The organism is Candidatus Nomurabacteria bacterium (genome assembly GCA_023898565.1).
Taxonomy (GTDB): domain Bacteria; phylum Patescibacteriota; class Minisyncoccia; order Phycocordibacterales; family UBA918; genus OLB19.
In genome coordinates, this window is sequence record CP060228.1 from 478,092 (window position 1) to 495,820 (window position 17,729).

General features: G+C 48.0%; 27 protein-coding genes. 23 read left to right on the plus strand and 4 right to left on the minus strand.

Annotation, left to right across the window (positions count from 1 at the left end; all coding sequences use genetic code 11):
- From rplN to secY, 10 genes are all read left to right on the plus strand, one after another.
- Positions 1 to 372 carry a 50S ribosomal protein L14 gene (rplN, locus tag H6780_02445; protein ID USN88337.1) on the plus strand — a complete coding sequence of 124 codons (372 nt, stop codon included), beginning with the start codon at positions 1 to 3 and terminating at the stop codon, positions 370 to 372.
- Positions 373 to 393: 21 nt separating this feature from the next.
- Positions 394 to 705 (plus strand): 50S ribosomal protein L24, encoded by a 312-nt coding sequence (gene rplX / locus H6780_02450; protein USN88338.1) that lies wholly within the window; start codon positions 394 to 396, stop codon positions 703 to 705.
- A 10-nt stretch (positions 706 to 715) separates the two neighbouring features.
- The gene (gene rplE / locus H6780_02455) at positions 716 to 1,264 is read left to right on the plus strand and encodes a 50S ribosomal protein L5 (protein ID USN88339.1); all 549 of its coding nucleotides are present in this window, start codon (positions 716 to 718) and stop codon (positions 1,262 to 1,264) included.
- A gap of 337 nt (positions 1,265 to 1,601) precedes the next feature.
- Positions 1,602 to 1,787 carry a type Z 30S ribosomal protein S14 gene (locus H6780_02460; GenBank protein ID USN88340.1) on the plus strand — a complete coding sequence of 62 codons (186 nt, stop codon included), beginning with the start codon at positions 1,602 to 1,604 and terminating at the stop codon, positions 1,785 to 1,787.
- Positions 1,781 to 2,176, plus strand: coding sequence for a 30S ribosomal protein S8 (gene rpsH / locus H6780_02465; GenBank protein USN88341.1), 396 nt, complete (start codon positions 1,781 to 1,783; stop codon positions 2,174 to 2,176). Before H6780_02460 ends, rpsH begins: the two co-directional genes overlap by 7 nt.
- 1 nt (position 2,177) lies before the next feature.
- Positions 2,178 to 2,711 carry a 50S ribosomal protein L6 gene (gene rplF, locus H6780_02470; protein ID USN88342.1) on the plus strand — a complete coding sequence of 178 codons (534 nt, stop codon included), beginning with the start codon at positions 2,178 to 2,180 and terminating at the stop codon, positions 2,709 to 2,711.
- A 23-nt stretch (positions 2,712 to 2,734) separates the two neighbouring features.
- The gene (locus H6780_02475; GenBank protein ID USN88343.1) at positions 2,735 to 3,085 is read left to right on the plus strand and encodes a 50S ribosomal protein L18; all 351 of its coding nucleotides are present in this window, start codon (positions 2,735 to 2,737) and stop codon (positions 3,083 to 3,085) included.
- A gap of 148 nt (positions 3,086 to 3,233) precedes the next feature.
- Complete coding sequence (rpsE, locus tag H6780_02480) at positions 3,234 to 3,878, plus strand: 30S ribosomal protein S5 (protein USN88344.1); 645 nt, start codon at positions 3,234 to 3,236, stop codon at positions 3,876 to 3,878.
- Positions 3,879 to 3,881: 3 nt separating this feature from the next.
- A complete protein-coding gene (gene rplO, locus H6780_02485) occupies positions 3,882 to 4,331 on the plus strand; it encodes a 50S ribosomal protein L15 (GenBank protein USN88345.1) in 450 nt (149 codons plus the stop codon).
- A 17-nt stretch (positions 4,332 to 4,348) separates the two neighbouring features.
- Positions 4,349 to 5,623, plus strand: a complete 1,275-nt coding sequence (secY, locus tag H6780_02490) for a preprotein translocase subunit SecY (GenBank protein ID USN88346.1) — start codon at positions 4,349 to 4,351, stop codon at positions 5,621 to 5,623.
- Positions 5,624 to 5,685: 62 nt separating this feature from the next.
- Here secY and H6780_02495 read toward each other — a convergent pair whose 3' ends face one another.
- Positions 5,686 to 6,318 (minus strand): cytidylate kinase family protein, encoded by a 633-nt coding sequence (locus H6780_02495; GenBank protein USN88347.1) that lies wholly within the window; start codon positions 6,316 to 6,318, stop codon positions 5,686 to 5,688.
- A gap of 60 nt (positions 6,319 to 6,378) precedes the next feature.
- Between H6780_02495 and gmk the strand changes: the two genes are divergently transcribed.
- The 9 genes from gmk to H6780_02540 all read left to right on the plus strand — a co-directional run bounded on the left by gmk (position 6,379) and on the right by H6780_02540 (position 13,180).
- Positions 6,379 to 6,978 (plus strand): guanylate kinase, encoded by a 600-nt coding sequence (gene gmk, locus H6780_02500; GenBank protein USN88348.1) that lies wholly within the window; start codon positions 6,379 to 6,381, stop codon positions 6,976 to 6,978.
- Between the two features lie 9 nt (positions 6,979 to 6,987).
- Positions 6,988 to 7,584: a nucleoside monophosphate kinase gene (locus tag H6780_02505; GenBank protein ID USN88349.1), complete on the plus strand. Its 597-nt coding sequence runs from the start codon at positions 6,988 to 6,990 to the stop codon at positions 7,582 to 7,584.
- 4 nt (positions 7,585 to 7,588) lie between these two features.
- Positions 7,589 to 8,359, plus strand: a complete 771-nt coding sequence (map, locus tag H6780_02510) for a type I methionyl aminopeptidase (protein ID USN88350.1) — start codon at positions 7,589 to 7,591, stop codon at positions 8,357 to 8,359.
- 40 nt (positions 8,360 to 8,399) lie between these two features.
- On the plus strand, positions 8,400 to 9,053 hold the full coding sequence (locus tag H6780_02515) for a class I SAM-dependent methyltransferase (protein USN88351.1): 654 nt from the start codon (positions 8,400 to 8,402) through the stop codon (positions 9,051 to 9,053).
- Between the two features lie 107 nt (positions 9,054 to 9,160).
- Positions 9,161 to 9,715 (plus strand): hypothetical protein, encoded by a 555-nt coding sequence (locus H6780_02520; GenBank protein USN88352.1) that lies wholly within the window; start codon positions 9,161 to 9,163, stop codon positions 9,713 to 9,715.
- Positions 9,716 to 9,792: 77 nt separating this feature from the next.
- Positions 9,793 to 10,398: a nucleoside-diphosphate kinase gene (locus tag H6780_02525; protein USN88353.1), complete on the plus strand. Its 606-nt coding sequence runs from the start codon at positions 9,793 to 9,795 to the stop codon at positions 10,396 to 10,398.
- Between the two features lie 351 nt (positions 10,399 to 10,749).
- Positions 10,750 to 11,127 (plus strand): hypothetical protein, encoded by a 378-nt coding sequence (locus tag H6780_02530; protein USN88354.1) that lies wholly within the window; start codon positions 10,750 to 10,752, stop codon positions 11,125 to 11,127.
- A complete protein-coding gene (locus H6780_02535; protein USN88355.1) occupies positions 11,124 to 12,491 on the plus strand; it encodes an MBL fold metallo-hydrolase in 1,368 nt (455 codons plus the stop codon). Before H6780_02530 ends, H6780_02535 begins: the two co-directional genes overlap by 4 nt.
- A 47-nt stretch (positions 12,492 to 12,538) precedes the next feature.
- Complete coding sequence (locus H6780_02540) at positions 12,539 to 13,180, plus strand: hypothetical protein (GenBank protein USN88356.1); 642 nt, start codon at positions 12,539 to 12,541, stop codon at positions 13,178 to 13,180.
- A 756-nt stretch (positions 13,181 to 13,936) separates the two neighbouring features.
- Here the strand turns inward: H6780_02540 and rplT are convergent.
- Both rplT and H6780_02550 read right to left on the minus strand, forming a co-directional pair.
- Complete coding sequence (gene rplT, locus H6780_02545; protein USN88357.1) at positions 13,937 to 14,284, minus strand: 50S ribosomal protein L20; 348 nt, start codon at positions 14,282 to 14,284, stop codon at positions 13,937 to 13,939.
- A 24-nt stretch (positions 14,285 to 14,308) separates the two neighbouring features.
- Positions 14,309 to 14,500, minus strand: coding sequence for a 50S ribosomal protein L35 (locus H6780_02550; protein ID USN88358.1), 192 nt, complete (start codon positions 14,498 to 14,500; stop codon positions 14,309 to 14,311).
- A 137-nt stretch (positions 14,501 to 14,637) separates the two neighbouring features.
- Here H6780_02550 and H6780_02555 point away from each other — a divergent pair, with 137 nt between their 5' ends.
- A complete protein-coding gene (locus H6780_02555; protein ID USN88359.1) occupies positions 14,638 to 15,363 on the plus strand; it encodes a PEP-CTERM sorting domain-containing protein in 726 nt (241 codons plus the stop codon).
- Between the two features lie 106 nt (positions 15,364 to 15,469).
- Here the strand turns inward: H6780_02555 and infC are convergent, their stop codons facing one another.
- The gene (infC, locus tag H6780_02560) at positions 15,470 to 16,150 is read right to left on the minus strand and encodes a translation initiation factor IF-3 (GenBank protein ID USN88360.1); all 681 of its coding nucleotides are present in this window, start codon (positions 16,148 to 16,150) and stop codon (positions 15,470 to 15,472) included.
- 157 nt (positions 16,151 to 16,307) lie between these two features.
- On the opposite strand from infC, the gene H6780_02565 reads away from it, so the two are divergent.
- The 3 genes from H6780_02565 (at position 16,308) to H6780_02575 (ending at position 17,717) form a co-directional block, all read left to right on the plus strand.
- Positions 16,308 to 16,766: a YeeE/YedE family protein gene (locus H6780_02565; protein ID USN88361.1), complete on the plus strand. Its 459-nt coding sequence runs from the start codon at positions 16,308 to 16,310 to the stop codon at positions 16,764 to 16,766.
- The gene (locus tag H6780_02570; protein USN88362.1) at positions 16,763 to 17,182 is read left to right on the plus strand and encodes a YeeE/YedE family protein; all 420 of its coding nucleotides are present in this window, start codon (positions 16,763 to 16,765) and stop codon (positions 17,180 to 17,182) included. Before H6780_02565 ends, H6780_02570 begins: the two co-directional genes overlap by 4 nt.
- A gap of 88 nt (positions 17,183 to 17,270) precedes the next feature.
- Entirely contained in the window at positions 17,271 to 17,717 is a 447-nt protein-coding gene (locus H6780_02575; protein USN88363.1) for a hypothetical protein, read from the plus strand.
- The last annotated feature ends 12 nt before the right edge of the window (positions 17,718 to 17,729 follow it).

Genomic DNA, 17,729 nt, shown 5'->3' on the forward strand with positions numbered 1-17,729 from the left:
ATGATTCAGCCACAGACAATCGTAAAAATCACCGACAACTCAGGTGGTAAGATCGGCCGAGTCTTCAAGGTACTTGGTGGATCTAAGAAGCGATATGCTGAGCTTGGAGAAATGGTAGTGCTCGCAGTACAAACTGCAGAGCCACGCAAGCCAGTAAAGAAGAAGGACGTTGTATACGGAGTGGTGGTGCGTCAGCGCAAGCCATTCCGCCGTAAGGACGGTTCATACGTGAGCTTTGACGACAACGCTGTAGTGCTTGTCGACAAGGAAAAGAAGGAACCAAAAGCCAACCGCGTTTTTGGTCCAATCCCACGTGAACTCGGTGATGCAGGTTATCAGAAAATCGTCTCACTTGCCCCAGAGGTAGTGTAGTCGCTAACGGAAAACATTCGTATGAAAATTCGAAAAGGAGATACCGTAAAGGTGATTGCCGGGAAGGACAAGGGGAAGACTGGTACCGTACTTACAACGCTTCGTGATACCGAACAGGTAGTAATTGAAGGAGTAAACGTAGTAAAGCGTCACCAGAAGAACCGTCGCACCCGTTCACAAGGTCAGATTATTGAAAAGAGCATGCCAATGCACGTATCAAACGTGTCACTCCTTGAAGGAGAAAAGGCAGTGCGTGCCGGCTACACCGTAGAAGGTGAAGGCGACAAGCGCAAGAAGGTTCGTGTTGCACGTCCTTCAGGAAAGAAAATCTAAGTAATAGAGTATGGAAACAGTACAGACTCAACTAAAGAATGTATTCGATGCACTCAAGGGTGAATTCGGATACCAGAACGTACATGAAGCACCAACTATCGAAAAGATTGTGGTGTCAGTCGGTACGGGACGGATTGATGACAAGGCTAAGATTCGTCTTATCCAGGATCGTCTCGCAGAAATCACTGGACAGAAGGCAGCGCCACGCGCAGCTCGTCAGTCAATCGCTTCATTTAAGTTGCGTGAAGGTGAAATTATTGGATACCAGGTAACGCTTCGTGGTAAGCGTATGAATGACTTCCTCAATAAGCTTATTCACATCGCATTGCCACAGACTCGCGACTTCCGCGGTCTTAAGACTTCATCTATCGATGAAATGGGGAACTACACGCTTGGTATCAAGGAGCACACTATCTTCCCAGAAACTGCTGATGAAGATATTCGTGATGTCTTCGGTATGTCAATCACACTTGTGACGACTGCTAAGGACAAGAAGGAAGCAGAGGCACTCTTGCGTCACGTAGGTATGCCACTGAAAAAGGAAGAGGAAGCAAAATAGTTCCACAAGGAAACTATATAAAAACAAACCGGCGCCCACGAAGTGGGCGCCGTTTGTTTGCAATAAACCATTGCTTTTTCTGCATTTTCTGGTATTCTTGCGCGCAAGACGAACGACTACAAGTTCTCAATATATGAGTGGTCGGGCGTTTAAGGTCAGGGGGCGGGAAATAATTTCTTCAGAAATTATTTCCCGCCAAACCGAGCCGGATTTATTCGGGAGTAAGTCGCAGCATCTTTGCGATACTGCTCCAAAAAACAATCTAATCTACTGCATGGTGTCGCTATGTTAAGCGTACACTTCAGTCAGTTTGCTTGTTTTATATAACAAAAATACAGTGGCACGAACATCACTTATTGTACGCTCTGAGCGTACTCCAAAGTTCAAATCGCGTGTCGTCCGACGCTGCAAGCAGTGTGGCCGAAAGCACGGATACATGCGTGACTTCGATATGTGCCGAATTTGTTTCCGCGAATTCGCACACGAAGGACATATACCAGGCGTAAGAAAATCATCATGGTAGGCGATACTATTGGCGATTTGATTGTTCGCCTTAAGAACGCTGGCGCAGTAAAGAAGGGAACGGTTTCAGTTCCGCACTCAAAGCTTCGCAAGGCAGTTCTCGATAAGCTCGTACAGGCTGGTTACATTGAATCAGTGTCTGAAAAGGGCAAGCAGGTACAAGAAAAAACTCTCGAAGTGACACTTCGCTACGAACAGGGAGCACATCGTATCAGCGGTGTGAAGCGTGTTTCAAAGCCAGGTCGACGTCTCTACGCAGGAGTTGCGGATTTGCATCCGGTTAAGTTTGGAAAGGGGCACATGATTCTCTCTACTCCAGCAGGTATCCTCACCAATGAGGAAGCGAAGGAGAAGAAGGTGGGTGGTGAGCAGCTTTTCATGATTTGGTAATATGAGTCGTCTAGGAAAGCAGCCAGTAACTATTCCTGCCGGTGTGACTGTCACATTTGAGGAAGGTGTACTGAAGGTGAAAGGTCCTAAAGGAGAACTTTCACGCGAAATCCGTAAGGATGATGTAGACATTGCTATCGATGGTTCTACTGTTACTTTGACTCCAGGTAAGACTGATGCAGCACCAGCCCTTTGGGGAACCTACGCTGCACATCTTCGCAATATGATCACTGGTGTAACCGAAGGGTTCACTAAGGTGCTCGAAATTGAAGGAGTTGGATACCGCGCCGAGGTAAAGGGGAATGAGCTCGTGCTAAACATGGGCTTCTCACACCCAGTACCACTTGAGGTGCCAGCTGGTATCACCGCTGAAGTGCAGAAGAACGTTATCACCCTTGCTGGGTTTGATAAGGATGCACTCGGTCAGTTTGCCGCTAATGTGCGCAAGGTGAAGAAGCCTGAACCATACAAGGGTAAGGGTATTCGGTACCAGGGAGAATTTATTATCCGCAAGCAGGGCAAGAAGGCCGTCTAATGCTTAATTTGTAACTCATAGATATGACAAACAAATCATCACAGAAGACGGTTGCTCGCGCTAAGCGACATAATCGTCTCCGACACAAAGTGTCAGGTACAGCTGTACGTCCACGTCTCGCTGTATTTAAGAGCAATACTGCAGTGTATGCACAACTCATCGATGATGAGTCCGGAAAGACACTTGCCTCAGCTGATTCTCGTAAAGAGAAAGGAACTCGTCTTGAGTCTGGTAAGGCTGTCGGTGCCGCAGTAGCTAAGAAAGCAGCTGATCTTAAGATTACCGAAGCAGTCTTTGACCGCGGTGGTTTCCGATACCAGGGAATCGTCGCAGCAGTGGCTGACGGCGCTCGAGAAGGAGGACTTAAGTTCTAAATGAGCGCCGGATAACTTTTGAAAACTCGTTTTTCAAAAGTGCCGTCGCGCGAATTTAATTCTGAGGAATAGTCCGGGGGACTGTTTCTCAGAACGCGGGACTCTCTAATATGAAAAGCCGCATTATTACTTACATAAACACTTAAAAATGAGTGAAGAAAAACAGCAGGAAGCTACAACTGACGTGAAGTCAGACGCTGCAGCGCAAGCTCCAGCAGCAGCCCCACAGGCTGCAACCGATGCACCAGCTGGCGAAGCAGGACAGCGTGGTCCTCGTCGCCGTCGTGGTGGAGATCGAAATGATCGCCGTGGTGGCCAGGGTCGTCGCCCACGTCGTGGTGGTCGTCCAGAACGTGTTCGTCCAGAATACGATCAGAAAATCATCAGCATTCGTCGCGTTACTCGTGTGATGGCCGGCGGTCGTCGTTTCTCATTCTCTGTATCAATGGTAATTGGAGATAAGAAGGGTAAGGTTGGTGTTGGTATCGGCAAGGCCGGTGACACCCAGCTCGCGATTGAAAAGGCAGTGCGTGACGCAAAGAAGAACATGATTACCATTCCAATGGATAAAGATAGTCGCATTCCACACGATGTACATGTAAAGGTGTCATCTAGTGAAGTGATGATTATGCCGGCTCCAGGTCGCGGACTCGTGGCTGGTTCATCAGTACGTACCGTGCTTGAACTTGGTGGTGTAAAGGATGTTACTGCGAAGATTTTCTCACGCAGCAAGAACAAACTTAACAATGCTCGCGCTGCAGTCGAAGCGCTTAAGCAGCTTAAAACTCGCTAGTCTATGCAGCTTCATGAACTAAAGCCGCTTGCACCAAAGAAGACCGCTAAGCGTATCGGACGTGGTGGTAAGCGAGGTAAGACCTCTGGAAAGGGGCATAAGGGTCAGAAGGCTCGTGCTGGTAACAGTACTCGTCCAGAAATGCGCGACATCATCAAGAAGCTTCCTAAGCTTCGTGGACATGGTGTAAACCGTGCGCGTACGGTCAATGCTGAAAAGGAACTGCCAGTGGTGGTAAACGTAGCAGCGCTTGAAACAGCTTTCGAAGCAGGAGCAACAGTAACGCCAAAGGCACTCGTTGCTGCTGGAGTACTCTCAGCTACTGCTAAGCGCGCACCGAAGGTGAAGATTCTTGGAAACGGAGAGCTTAAGAAGAAACTAGTCGTCGAAGATTGTCAGGTCTCGCAGTCAGCAAAAGCAAAGATTGAGGCAGCTGGCGGAAGCGTGAAATAAGCGGTACTATTCGGCTTATGCAAACATTACTTCACAAGCTACACGTCATCTTTACTGAACCAGCAATCCGCAAGCGTGTTTTATTTGTCTTGGGTGCGCTCGTTATCTTTCGTGCTCTGGCAGCTATTCCGATTCCGGGTGTTGACCATGCAGTATTGACTCAGTTCTTCGATAACAATCAATTCCTTGGACTCCTCAACATCTTCTCGGGTGGCGGACTCTCAAATCTTTCGATTGTGATGCTTGGTGTAGGGCCATTCATTACCGCATCGATTATCATGCAGCTTTTGACGGTCATGTCACCAAAGCTGAAGAGTCTCTATACTGAAGAGGGAGAAGCAGGCCGCGCGAAGTTTACACAGTACAGCCGCATGCTGACACTGCCACTCGCAATTCTGCAGGCGTTTGGTTTCCTTACGCTCTTGAAGTCTCAAGGAGTTATTCTAGAGAGTCTCTCAACTTTTGAGTTTATTGTGAACGTTATCTTAGTGGTAGCGGGATCAGTACTCCTCATGTGGATTGGTGAATTGGTTACTGAATACGGTATCGGGAACGGTGTGTCGATCTTGATTTTCTCAGGTATCGTCGCCAGCCTTCCGGCTACAGCAAGCCAGCTGCTCTTCTCGTATGATCCTTCTCAGCTACCGCTGTATGTTGGATTCTTGATTGTAGCGCTCGGTATTATATTCGCGGTAGTGGTGATGACCGAAGCGGAACGTCCCGTACCAATTACGTACGCCAAGCAAAGTCGTGGCGGTGCTACCTACGGTAGCAGTCAGTCATACTTGCCGATGCGTCTTAATCAGGCTGGAGTGATTCCAATCATCTTCGCGCTCTCCATCATTCTCTTCCCACAGATGGTGCTAAACATTCTGTCAGCCTTCCAGTTTACGTGGGTAGATACGGCGAACGCAGTCGTGACTGATTTCTTGAATAATCAAGTGGCATACGGTGCAACATACTTTGTGTTGGTATTCCTCTTCACGTACTTCTATACCGCTGTAACCTTTGACCCCGATGCGGTGTCGAAGAATCTGCAGCGCAGTGGCGGCTTCATCCCAGGTATTCGCCCGGGTGGCCAGACGGCAGAGTATCTCGGTAACTTGGTAACTCGTCTAACGCTCGTTGGCGCACTCTTCCTTGGTGTGATTGCTGTACTTCCAGTACTTATTCAGATTGCTACCAACCAACAAGGTTTGGCAATCGGTGGTACCGCGGTGCTCATCGTAGTATCGGTAGTGCTTGATTTGATTCGTCGACTCGACGCACAGATCTCGATGCGCGAGTACTAGTATTCGCTGAGATTTAGAATAAAAGCAGCTGGCCCCGAAGGGGCCAGCTGCTTTTATTAATATCAATATTGATTCTTAAATGAGTAGCCAAGGGGTACCTGATTATGGCGCTGTTCCCAAACTTCAGTGTCGAGCCAGTCTCGATAAGCGTCGAAGACGGCGATAGCAACAGACTGGGGATTCTGGCGAGAAGTATCAATGACAAGATCGAAGTGACTTTTGTCATAGGGATCAACACCGTAGAGCTGTCGAAAACGAGATTGTTCAGTGAGCATGCGGTCTCGAACTTGACGAGAAACGTCGGACAGTGAAGAAGAGCTGGTGCCAACGGCGCTACGCATACTATTGCTAACGGTGTCCTTAAAGATACGAGCAGTTGCAATCTCAAGATCAAGATCAAGATAGACCTTAAATGACTCCGGCAACCAGTAGAAGCCAAGTCGTGAATCAATCACAATGTCTTTTTTATCGCGTAGTGCCCGGAGCTGCTCATCAACCTCGGCGTCAAGATCGTGGTCCTCAGATGCTTTTTTATTGTATTCTTCAAGTGTCATATGGTGCTTGGCGAGTACGCGTCGTACCATGTCACCAGACGAGTGGCGAGTGTATCCTAAAAGCTCAGCTACTTTATCTGCAGTAGAAGATTTGCCGCTGCCTGGCTTGCCGGAAATAGTAATAATGTGTTTTTTTCTCATGTGGCTGTAGCATAGCATATTTGTTGCATCCCTTCCGAAAAGTTGCTACTCTCATGGTTCATGCAGCTTGTAAGTGAAGATATTCGCGGCCACGTTGTGGTTGTTATGGCACCAATGGGAAGTGGCAAGGGCACGCTGATTACTCATGCGCACGAACAGTTTCCCGATTTGCAGCAAACCGTCTCGTGTACGTCGCGAGCAATGCGTCCTGGAGAGGTGGATGGAAAGCATTATCATTTTGTAACTCCAGAAATCTTTGATCAGAAGGTTGAAGCTGGTGATTTTCTTGAGTGGGCTGTCTTTGCTGGCAATAAATATGGCACCCTCAAAAGTGAAATTTTGCCTCGCCTCGCCCATAATGATGTGGTGATTGTCGAGATTGAGCTACAGGGTGTCGAGCAGCTCCTTGATTTATTGCCGCGTGAACACATGACCATTGTCTATATTGAAGCAGGCGGCTGGGAAGTGCTTCGGGCGCGCGCGGAAGCGCGCGCTCCGATGGATGGGGCGGAACTAGCTGCTCGACATGAACGATTTTTAATTGAACAACAAGCCAAGCCGATTGCGGACGTGGTGATTGATAATAGTCATAATATTGAACTTGCGTATGCAGAGTTTGATCAAGTAATTGAAGCGGCCTATTTGAAGTGTAAAAATTAACCTATTCATATGAATCCAAAGACAGTTATTTTTGTTGGTCCACAAGGGAGTGGTAAGGGAACTCAAATTGAGCGTTTGCGAGCAGTGATGATTGAAAAGGATCCAGCTAGGCGAGTGGTTGATATTCAGACCGGACGTCGTTTCCGTGCATTAGCTGCCAAGCATGAAACATATGCTGAGCGTAAGATTAGTGAAACGTTAGACAAAGGTGTATTGCAGCCAGATTTCTTAACGCACATTCTTTGGGGTCAGGCGATGCTTGATCAGCTTGATGATAAGAGTCATTTACTCATCGACGGTTTTCCACGCAACGTACATCAGGCGTTGGTGCTTGAGAACGCGTTGCAATTTTTTGAACGCAATGAAGTGCACGTTATCAACCTCAATACACCCGAGGAAGTGGTACGTACGCGTATGTACGAACGGGCGCGAGCTGATGACACGGAAGAATCAATCGAAGAGCGTTTGCGTTGGTACCGCGAAGAAACATTGCCGGTCTTAGATCACTACCGTGCACGAATCAATACTTATGTGCATGATATCGACGGAACTGATTCTATTGATGGTGTGCACGATCAGATTTTGCAAGCTTTAAACATTGCGTAAATATATGATTACAAAAAAAACACCGGAAGAAATTGAAATTTTAAAGGAGGCTGGTGCCATTCTTGCAAAAATACTGAAGGAGATTGCTAAGGAGGCAGTGCCAGGTGTCACAACGCTCTCGCTTGATGATAAAGCGATGGAGCTTACAGAAGAGTATGGTGTGGAGCCGATTTTACTTGGCTATCACCCAACGTTTGCGGATTATCCGTATCCAGCTGCTGTGTGCATCTCTGTTAATGACTGTGTGCAGCATGGTATTCCATCTGAGGAAGTAGTGCTTAAGGAAGGTGACACGGTCAATATCGACATGTCAATCTCGCATAAGGGTATGATTGTCGATTCAGGCATTACGGTGCCGGTAGGAAACATTAGTGATGAAGCAAAGAGGTTGCTGGCCGTCACTCAAGAAGCATTAGCGCACGGTATCAAGGCTGCTCAGCCGGGTGGACATATCGGTGATATCAGTGCCGCAATTGAGCAGTTTGTCGAGTCGCGTGGTTTTTCAGTGGTAGAAGTTCTCTGTGGGCATGGGGTTGGCTACGCGGTGCATGAGGAGCCAACGATTCCTAATTTTGGTACGAAGGGAACCGGGCCAAAGATTGAGGTGGGGCACGTGTACGCCATTGAGCCAATTGTAAATATTGGAAAGCCTGACGTATATTTTGATGATGAAGGTGATGGCTATAGCGTCTATACTGAAGACGGGAGCTGGAGTGCGCACTTTGAGCATACGGTCGCAATTACTGAAAACGGCCCGCTAATCCTGACAAAGTAATGTGTAAACCGACATCCCTGATGTCGGTTTCTGTATTAGTATGAGCAACAAAAAAGACTATAAAAGCATCGCTGGCCATGGGGTGGATGTCGCGATTTTTCGTGCAGACGATCTTGACCGAAAAGTGTTAGCAGAGATTGCGGCGCAGCCAGGGATTGCGGTGCTTGATGTTGGGTGTGGCCTCGGTGGACAGTCGCTTCGCATGGCTCGCGCTGGAGCGAGAGTAATTGGGATTGATGTGATTGATGTGAGCGAGCGGTTTGCAAAGACCTGTGTCGAATACGAGCTTAAGTCGGAAGCGCTTGATTTCAATCAGCTGTCGCTCGAACAGGTTGGCGAGCATTTTTTGTCAGCGAGCTTCGGTGCTGCGGTAGTGCAACGGGTACTGCACTACGTGCCGTATGAAGTAGCCCGGCAGTTTTTGGTTGACTTGCGTCGGATCGTCTCTGGTCGACTGTATATTTCTGTAACGGGTAACGGAAGTGCAATTGCGAGATATTGTCCGAAGTGTGACTGTTCGATTGTGGAGCGTTTTGGCAAATTGTCATCAGAAGGTCAGGACCTGTTTTCAATTACTGAGCCCATCTGTATCTACAGTGAGTCCGAACTAAGAGAACTTTTACAGGAGGCAGGTTGGCATGTCGAGGAGCTATGGGTCTCACAGTTTGGCAATATCAAAGCTGTCTGTGCGTAAGCTGTTATACTAAAAGTGTGCGATCATCTGCGAGGATGCGAAATATAGTTTTTGTACTACTTCTACTATCGGCAGGGCTTTTGCTGCTGGGAGAAACTGTTATGGTTATGCCGGTATTGTTTGCAGTCTTATTTCTGTATGGTGCAAAACTACAATTTCGCTCTGCGCGGCTTTTGAAGGCTAAGATATTTTGTACAGTATTGGCTTTTTCGCTGTTGTTTGAAGTGGCAGCGATTTTAAAAGGGTACGGCACCAATGAGTTCGGCGGAGGGACATTATTCCATCCCAATCCTGGACTCGATATCCTGATTAGTCTTTTGTATTGGGTGCCATATTCGGTATTTTGGACATACTTATTTACCAGATATTCGTACACCCCTAAAAAGCTCTTTTTGCTTGGTGGTAGCTATGGGGTGCTGACTGAACAATTCTTTTTTATTCCGCTTTTGCTATTCACACTCAATCCGTTTGTGTTAGTTGCGGCTCCGTATGTATTCGTGCTGTATGGTGGAGCAATTGCGGCGCCGTATCTTATTTTGGAACGTATCTTGCCGCATGATAAGCCAGTGGATAAAAGGCAGTATTGGTTGCCGATGGTGGCGTTGTTTCCAATGCTAGCGATAGTGTTTGTGCTGGCGCATGTCTTGGTGGGAGGATGGTAGCAGGTTGTGAAAAAGGCCGCAAAAGCTTTAGCTTTTGCGGCCTTTTTGCTATACTCTGCGCATAATTTTGTAACATTATGTCAAAGAAACCACACCAAGAACGATCACTCGTTCTCCTCAAGACCGACGCAGTACAGCGCAGTCTCGTTGGTGAAATTATCAAGCGATTTGAACAAACTGGCCTTAAGATTGCTGGTATGAAGATGATCTGGGCTACTGAGGCACAGCTCCTTGAGCACTACAACAAAGACGACGCGTGGTACGAAAAGAAAGGGAAGGGAATTGTGGCTGATCTTGAAGCGCAGGGTCGCCCTGTTGAAAAGGAAGCGATTGAATATGGAAAGGATATTATCCGTACAATCGTGCACTATATGCAGGCGAGCCCGGTAGTAGCAATGGTGCTTGAAGGCAATCAGGCTACTTCAGTGGTGACCAAGATTGTCGGTACCACTGAGCCGACTACTTCAGATGTTGGTACTATCCGCGGTGACTACACGCTCGACTCATTCGCACATGCTACCTATGAAAACCGTGCGGTACGCAACTTGGTGCATCAGTCAGAATCACCAGAGGAAGCCGAACGCGAAATCAAAATTTGGTTTGCTGAAAACGAAGTACTTGAATACACCACTGCCCAGGAGCGTATTCTCTATGATGTGAACCTTGACGGAACAAACGAATAATTTCGCACTATAACTAATAAACGGCCGGCCCCTCGACCTAATTTTTAAGGAGAACTTGTTTCGACTATAAAAACGGAAGTACTCTTGTAGTGCGGGGCCGGCCGTTTGTGCTATACTAGCAACTGGAACCATTTACGTATGTTCTGATTACATATGTATAGGGCTACCTGAAGTCACGATTGGTGCCGAGAACTCGCAAGAGATTTCGAATAGTCCGGTCAGAGAAGGTGCCCACCTGATGGAAATCATCAGGAGCATACGGTTGGTTCCATTGAAAAGACACCCCCTCCAGGGTGTTTTTTCTTGCCCGGCGCCCTTTGGGCGCCGGGCAATTCTTGCTACTATTACTTCATGCCTTCTGGTCTGATGATTTTGTTTCTCTTTGCCGGCGCCCTCTTTGCAGCGGTGCATTATGTGGCAGTGCTGGCTTCGCTCTACTGGTTCTTTTGGTGGTTTGATATTATGATGCATTTTTGGGGAGGGCTCCTCATCGGGCTTGGCGTACATGCACTGGCACGCTACTCTTGGTGGCCGTTTAGGCCGACATGGATTGTCATGATTCTCGTTCTTGCTGTCATTACTGGAGTGTGGGAAGTGTTTGAGTTTGGCGTCGGGCTCTATAATCCGGCCACACATTTTATGGACACGTTGCAGGATGTGATGATTGGCTTTAGTGGGGGATTACTAAGTCATTTTCTTTTGAAAACGTATACAATGAGGAAACTATGAGTTCGACATTGGGTTTTTACGGCGGGGTTGGTTCGGTGACCGGAGCCAATTTTATGCTCGATACAGGCAAGGTGGCACTGTTGGTGGACTGTGGCTTAGTGCAGGGCGATAAGTTTGCCGCCGAAATAAATGAACGTCCGTTTGCTTACGATCCATCTCACGTGGATGTACTCTTTGTGACGCATGCCCACGCCGACCATATCGGCCGAATTCCAAAGCTCGTCCGCGATGGTTTTAAGGGGCAAATTTACTCGACCACACCGACCAAAGACCTCGCTCGCATTATGTTTGATGATGCGCTGCACATCATGAATTACGAAGCGGAGCGTGATGGTCGCCAGCCACTCTACGCGCAGCAAGATATCGATGTGGCGCTGTCGCTCTGGCAGACCGTGGGATATAACGAGCAGATTGCTCTGGAAGACGACATCACTGCCGTCTTCACCGACGCGGGACATATTCTTGGTTCGGGTATGGTACAGCTCACGCGCCACGGCAAGAAAATTGTCTTCACGGGCGATGTCGGGAATATCCCACAGCCGCTTCTAGGGGCGCCAGAAGTGCCGGAGAAGTATGACTATATGATAATGGAGAGCGTGTATGGCGACCGGGTGCATGAGGAAGTAGAGGAGCGTACGGCTATTTTGAAGTATCATATTTTAGAAACCATCAAGAAGCACGGCACACTCATTATTCCGGCGTTTTCGCTTGAGCGTACGCAGGGGATTTTGTTTGAAATTAATAACCTCATTGAGTCTGGCGAGGTGCCGTCCATTAAGACCTATCTTGATTCGCCGCTGGCTATTAAAGTGACCGACATCTACCAGCACAGCACTGAGTACATGAGTCAGGATGTACAGCGACAGATTAAAGATGGCGACGACATCTTTTCCTTTGAAGGGCTGTCGTTTACTGAGACCATGAAGGAGTCGAGCATGATTGCGCGCGCCGGTGGGCCAAAGATTATCATTGCTGGTTCGGGGATGAGTCATGGAGGGCGGATTCGGCAGCACGAGAAGCAGTTTTTGGGTGATGCCAACACCACTCTTTTGCTTGTGGGATACCAATCGGTCGGTAGTATTGGCCGGCTGCTCCAAGATGGTGCCAAGCAAGTGTGGATTGATGGCATGCAGGTGCGGGTAAAAGCGCAGATTGCTACCATTCGCGGCTACTCTGGCCACGCCGACCGCAACCAGCTTATCGACTTGGTTTACAGTGGTACGCAGGAATACCAACCGAAGCAGGTTTTTGTGACGATGGGGGAGGAGCGCTCATCGCTCTTCTTGACGCAGCGCTTGCGCGATTATCTTGGCGTGAATGCTGTCGCACCAGATGAGAATGAGGAGGTGGAAATTGATTTTTAAAGATTTGCGGTATAATTACTCTATAGATAACTAACTACAGAAATACTATGAGTCTAGAAAATGTTGGCAGAGCGGAGGGGGGAGAAAGTTTGGCGCAGAAGCAAGAAAGAATACTAGATGGAATTGATGCTATTAAAGCAGAAGGGAACGCTTTTTTGGCGGCGAATGTAGAGTACATAGATTTAAAAAGAGGAGGTTGGAGTTGGGGGTACGATACGCCAGATGAGGTAATGAATGAATGGCATCGGATTGGTGCTGCAGCCGAGAACGTTATTTCGGAAGCAATATCAAACGGTCTGGAGGTTGATTCGTTCGGGGACTTTTTTGCCGATCCTTCGACTATGGGTACTGTTGAAGCTGCAGCTGTCCAGCCTGACGTGCCGGAGGCATCCAATTCTATGGTGGAGAGCGGCCCGGAAACTACTGCAGAAACATACGCTGAATATCAAGAAATGTTGAAATATGCTGATACGCTCGAAAAGATTGCTGTGGCATTTCGAGCCTATGCCGATGCTCATCAGGTGAAAAGTCCGTCTGGTAACTATATGGTAAAACTCCCATCGAGTTCTGTAGAGGTTGTGGTGGAAGATCAGTATAGCAAGATTCTCGCGGGCGATTACGGCAATATCTATGATTTTGATGTGGTTGCAGCTATGAAAAAAGTCTTGGAGTCAGAACAAGGAGTTTAAGTTTTAAAAAAGCCCGCAGGCAGGCTTTTTGTTTTGGACTTGGCACTGGCTCGTTGCCTTTGTCTGGCGGCGGTGCTTGCCACGGTTTCTTTGGGTGAGCAAAGCCCCAATTATAAATGAACATTTTCTTCTCCTAGAGATACACAAAAACCCGCTCAGAGAGCGGGTTTTATGTTCTACGTTAGAAAGTGGAGTACAACACAAAACTCGCTCTACGAGCGGGTAACCCACCAAGCTTGTGTGTTGTATGAAATCATTACGGTAATAGTAGCAGGATGTGTAGATTGGTCAAATAAAAACGTCCGCGGAGTAGTCCGCGGACGTGGGTTGAATTCAACTGATGAATTTCAGCCAGACGTACCAGATTGCGTATCCGAAGATTGCGCCAACGAGGCTATTTCGAACCATAATGGTCCAGAGTGGCAAAGGGATGACCGTCTGGCTGCTGATACGGTAGGGTATCGTGGCTTGATTCTGCCCGGGCAATAGGCATTTTTTTGCTTTGGTTAGTGTGTACCATAGAACGAACGAGATGGAGATAAAAATGCACCCAATTAGTATCATAAAAACTCCATTTGTGCAGTTGTTACTTTCCGTACACTACGCGTGATTGTATTTTACGTCAAGTGGTTTAAATGATGTTGGTGAGCTGAAAACAAAAGCCGCGGCCCGAAGGGCCGCGGCTTTTGTTTTCCATGACTGGTTTAGTAATAAGCCTCAAAAAAATCCCCCAAGCGGGGGATTTTTTTGAGTTACTTATTTTGTAACTTCACCAACGATTCGGTTGAAGGCTTCAGGGTTCTGAAGAGCGATAGTAGCGAGCACCTTGCGGTCTAGCTCAATCTTCTTGTCCTTGAGCATCTTGATGAATCGGCTGTACTTGAGGCCATGAGCCATGAGTGCAGCGTTGATGCGGACGGTCCAGAGACGACGGAAGTCGTTCTTCTTGTCCTTGCGGTGCGCAAATGCATGAAGCTGAGCGTGATAGATCGCTTCACGTGCGACGCGCTTCTTCTTTGAGCGCTGTAGACGGTATCCCTTTACTTCGTCGAGGATGTTGCGTCGACGCTTTTGGGCCATGAGGCCTCCTTTTACACGTGCCATAGTTGTTCGTTAATTGCTTGCAATTTAAGCGCCAGTCTTTGGCAGGAAGCGGCGAGTGATTCGCTTGCTCATAGTGAGAAGCTGAGTACGCTTGCGCGCGATTCGCTGCTGTCCGGTTTGACGAGCGTTGAAGTGGTTCTGTCCTGGCTTGCGCGCAATGAGCTTACCGTTCTTAGTCACTTTGATACGCTTCGTGAATGACTTGTTTGTTTTCATAAAATTCGAATTTTTTGATCGGGCTTCGGCCGCTGGGAAGTGCGGCAAAGTGGGCAAAATATACCGTACTTGAAGATAAAAGTCCAGCAGATACGCCGTTTCTGTAAGGCTGTACAAAACTACTATTTTGTGACATTATGTGCACCGCACGTTTAGCTGACGTGTGGAATGTTCTTTTCATGAAAGGAGGTACCAGCATGGTACGAAGCATCTTGGCAGTATTGTTTCTGTGGTTTTCTTTTCTCGGCGTAGCACAAGCACTCCCGGTGCATGGTGTGCTCAACACGAAACCGGCCGGTAGCTTGCTGAGCGAAGGCGCGTCGTGGAATGGCCGCGGCAACTTCATTCAGTATGCCGCAGCAGAAATCAACGGTACCTGGGTTTATGAGTATTCGTTCAGTCTGCGGTCGGAAGATATCTCTTCCGTCACGCTCGGCTTTGCGGGTGGGTACGCAACCCCGGTCGTTGACCATGCCGAAGTGCTATTCGGCCTTTATGGTTCTGTGGGGGAATGGGTCAGTAGCGAACCCTTTGGAGGCGCTACTGTTTCTGGTGTCCAGTTCGATTTTGAGCCGGGCGACTTGTTTCATTTCGCGGGTGCGTCATACGGACTCGTCGTTATGACATCATCCGCAGCGCCAGTGTGGGGTGATGTGCTGTTTCTTGGTGAGCAAGGGTCAGCCGCCTACAACGCGCGATTTGGCGACATCGTCGATGTTCCATATGAAGACGGTGTGGTCTGGGGCAAGATTCCGGTGCCGGGCGAATTGGTCAGCGTGGTGTCGGAGCCGAACAGTGCCTACATGATGCTCTCCGGACTCGGTCTGCTTGGCTTTTCTTTGCGGAAAAAGCTGCAGCCGTAACCTCTTTTCTTTCAACAAGCCAGGTCTTTGGACCTGGTTTTTCTTTTGACTCAAATTATGTAAACCGGCCGAACGCGAAGCGTTCGGCCGGTTTTGTGAGGATTGGCTACACCATTCCCATTTCGAGTAAGTCGTCGAGTGACTTTTTCTTTGACTTCTTTTCTTCTGCTTCAGGCTTGGCTTTTTTCTTTTCGGGCACTTTCTTTTCTTCTTCGAGAATTTTTGGTCGATCTGATGCTTTTTTTGCTTTACCGTCTCGTTCGATAGTGGTGGTGAAGCCTTTTGGACTTTTCTTAATCTCATCCGCAATCTTGTACTCTGCCGGAATAATCTTCAGGAAGCGTTCAAGACGTTCCTTTAGAAAGGCTGCTTCCATGTACTTGTAACGACCCCAAAGGAAGAGATCAACTTTTACGCGATGACCCTCTTCAAGCCATTCAGCGGCGCGTTTTGCTTTAAGCTGCTGGTCGTGTTCGCCGGTGCCAATTTTTACCTGGACACTCTTGGTTTCGGTTACATGTGCCTTAGCTTTGGCCTTGCTCGCTTTGCGCTTGGTGTCATAGCGATACTGCCCGAAGTCGGTAATTTTTGCTACCGGTGGTTTGGCATTGGGAGAAATCTCAATCAGATCAAGCTTTCGCTTCTCAGCTTCTTTGAGAGCATTTGCGAGGGAGAGAGTACCAAGGTTTTCGCCTTCTGGTCCGATGACTCGTAATTCGGCCGCACGAATAGCCTGGTTAATTCTCGTTCGAGTATCTTTTCCTGAAAACTGCTGTTTTGGTCGCAAATTGTTTTTGTCTTATTTATTAAACGAGGACGGCGAGTATTAAAAAATATTCGCGGTCGGCGATTCATCAAAATGTATCACAGAAGTGACGCAATGCAAGGCTAAAATCTGTGCTCTATCCAGATTTGCCCGAAGTCGGAGCGGTATAATACATAATATGTTTGAAGTATTATTTCCACTTGGAGTAGCACAGTACGTGCTGGGGGGACTCTTGGTTGGCCTTGGCATTGCGGTGCCCTATATTTTTACCGGTACAGTAGCGGGCGTGTCTACTTTCTTTACCGCTACATGGTCATATTGTTGTAGTGGTTCTTTTTTTCAGACCGACTGGTACAAGAGTACTCGTAGTTGGCGTTGGTTTTTGACGGCTGGGTTGGTATCTGGTGGTTTTTTCTATGTGGCGCTGACTGGCCCAATTGTGGTTACTGAGTTTGCGTGGTGGCGGCTGTTGCTCGGCGGGGTGTTGGTGGGAATAGGGGCACGCATGTCTGGTGGTTGCACGTCGGGGCATGGCATCTGTGGTTTGGCTGCGCTCGAAAGAGTATCACTGGTCGCTACGCTCACATTTCTGACGGTTGCAATTATCGTAGCGCATATAACTGCCTTAGTTCTATGATTAAAATAACTATGTATATCGGCGGGGTGTTGTTTGGTTTTGGCTTAGCTTTGGCTGGCGCAACACGCCCAGAAGTGGTGGTGTCATTCTTGAATCTAGATGACCTTGGGTTGATTTTAGTAATCGGCACGGCGCTTATGGTGTCGCTCATTGTTTTTCAGGGGGTGACACGGCTCATGAAGAAGCCAATATTTGGTGAGTCGTTTGATGGGCATGATGGTTTCCCGGTGACTAAGCGAGCAATAATCGGTGCGATTATTTTTGGCGTAGGTTGGGGCGTATCGGGAATTTGTCCGGCGACATCACTAGCGTCGCTTGGGACAGGCAATTGGCCACTCATATTTGCCGTGATAGGAATGTTTTTGGGTACATTGGTGTACGGCACTATCAAGTCACGTGCCGGTGTAGTCCGCTGATATGTCTCGCAATTGTAATGTATGCTGTGGCTTGCATTAATCTGGCTTGTGCGTTTTACTGCTATTGGTATAGCACAAGGAGAAGATGATGGAACTCTTGGTGATAGCTCCATATTTTTCGGTCCATACGGAAGATGAGCGTTTGCTCAATTTCAACATAATTGCTGCCGGAGAAGAGCAACAGGTGTGCGTTTCTTGTGTCAAACATGCGCGCGAGCTTATCAAAAGCTTGTTTGAACAAGAAGTTATTGATGTAATCATTTTTGACTATCTCTGGGATCAAATCGAAAACTTTGCGCGCGTTGGGTTTCCGTACAGTCCGATGGATGTCGCATCTGACATAAAACTTGTTCAGGTTGGTGAAGAGCTGGAAAAGCACGAGTCTGTTCTGCAACAGGTTGTTGCGGTGGTTAATAGACAAATTGGAGTGCCACAGCCTGTGACCGATGAACAGATTGCTGCTGAGGCAGCAAAGAGTTCGCTCTCGCCTGAAGATTTCCCTGAGAACGATCAGGGACTGAGACAGATACACTGAACCTAACACCCC

Excerpts from the sequence above, each read along its gene's own strand:
- rplN (USN88337.1), top strand. The coding sequence starts at position 1 with ATGATTCAGCCACAGACAATCGTAAAAATCACCGACAACTCAGGTGGT.
- rplX (USN88338.1), top strand. The coding sequence starts at position 394 with ATGAAAATTCGAAAAGGAGATACCGTAAAGGTGATTGCCGGGAAGGAC.
- rplE (USN88339.1), top strand. The coding sequence starts at position 716 with ATGGAAACAGTACAGACTCAACTAAAGAATGTATTCGATGCACTCAAG.
- rpsH (USN88341.1), top strand. The coding sequence starts at position 1,781 with ATGGTAGGCGATACTATTGGCGATTTGATTGTTCGCCTTAAGAACGCT.
- rplF (USN88342.1), top strand. The coding sequence starts at position 2,178 with ATGAGTCGTCTAGGAAAGCAGCCAGTAACTATTCCTGCCGGTGTGACT.
- H6780_02475 (USN88343.1), top strand. The coding sequence starts at position 2,735 with ATGACAAACAAATCATCACAGAAGACGGTTGCTCGCGCTAAGCGACAT.
- rpsE (USN88344.1), top strand. The coding sequence starts at position 3,234 with ATGAGTGAAGAAAAACAGCAGGAAGCTACAACTGACGTGAAGTCAGAC.
- rplO (USN88345.1), top strand. The coding sequence starts at position 3,882 with ATGCAGCTTCATGAACTAAAGCCGCTTGCACCAAAGAAGACCGCTAAG.
- secY (USN88346.1), top strand. The coding sequence starts at position 4,349 with ATGCAAACATTACTTCACAAGCTACACGTCATCTTTACTGAACCAGCA.
- H6780_02495 (USN88347.1), bottom strand. The coding sequence starts at position 6,318 with ATGAGAAAAAAACACATTATTACTATTTCCGGCAAGCCAGGCAGCGGC.
- gmk (USN88348.1), top strand. The coding sequence starts at position 6,379 with ATGCAGCTTGTAAGTGAAGATATTCGCGGCCACGTTGTGGTTGTTATG.
- H6780_02505 (USN88349.1), top strand. The coding sequence starts at position 6,988 with ATGAATCCAAAGACAGTTATTTTTGTTGGTCCACAAGGGAGTGGTAAG.
- map (USN88350.1), top strand. The coding sequence starts at position 7,589 with ATGATTACAAAAAAAACACCGGAAGAAATTGAAATTTTAAAGGAGGCT.
- H6780_02515 (USN88351.1), top strand. The coding sequence starts at position 8,400 with ATGAGCAACAAAAAAGACTATAAAAGCATCGCTGGCCATGGGGTGGAT.
- H6780_02520 (USN88352.1), top strand. The coding sequence starts at position 9,161 with ATGCCGGTATTGTTTGCAGTCTTATTTCTGTATGGTGCAAAACTACAA.
- H6780_02525 (USN88353.1), top strand. The coding sequence starts at position 9,793 with ATGTCAAAGAAACCACACCAAGAACGATCACTCGTTCTCCTCAAGACC.
- H6780_02530 (USN88354.1), top strand. The coding sequence starts at position 10,750 with ATGCCTTCTGGTCTGATGATTTTGTTTCTCTTTGCCGGCGCCCTCTTT.
- H6780_02535 (USN88355.1), top strand. The coding sequence starts at position 11,124 with ATGAGTTCGACATTGGGTTTTTACGGCGGGGTTGGTTCGGTGACCGGA.
- H6780_02540 (USN88356.1), top strand. The coding sequence starts at position 12,539 with ATGAGTCTAGAAAATGTTGGCAGAGCGGAGGGGGGAGAAAGTTTGGCG.
- rplT (USN88357.1), bottom strand. The coding sequence starts at position 14,284 with ATGGCACGTGTAAAAGGAGGCCTCATGGCCCAAAAGCGTCGACGCAAC.
- H6780_02550 (USN88358.1), bottom strand. The coding sequence starts at position 14,500 with ATGAAAACAAACAAGTCATTCACGAAGCGTATCAAAGTGACTAAGAAC.
- H6780_02555 (USN88359.1), top strand. The coding sequence starts at position 14,638 with ATGTGCACCGCACGTTTAGCTGACGTGTGGAATGTTCTTTTCATGAAA.
- H6780_02565 (USN88361.1), top strand. The coding sequence starts at position 16,308 with ATGTTTGAAGTATTATTTCCACTTGGAGTAGCACAGTACGTGCTGGGG.
- H6780_02570 (USN88362.1), top strand. The coding sequence starts at position 16,763 with ATGATTAAAATAACTATGTATATCGGCGGGGTGTTGTTTGGTTTTGGC.
- H6780_02575 (USN88363.1), top strand. The coding sequence starts at position 17,271 with ATGGAACTCTTGGTGATAGCTCCATATTTTTCGGTCCATACGGAAGAT.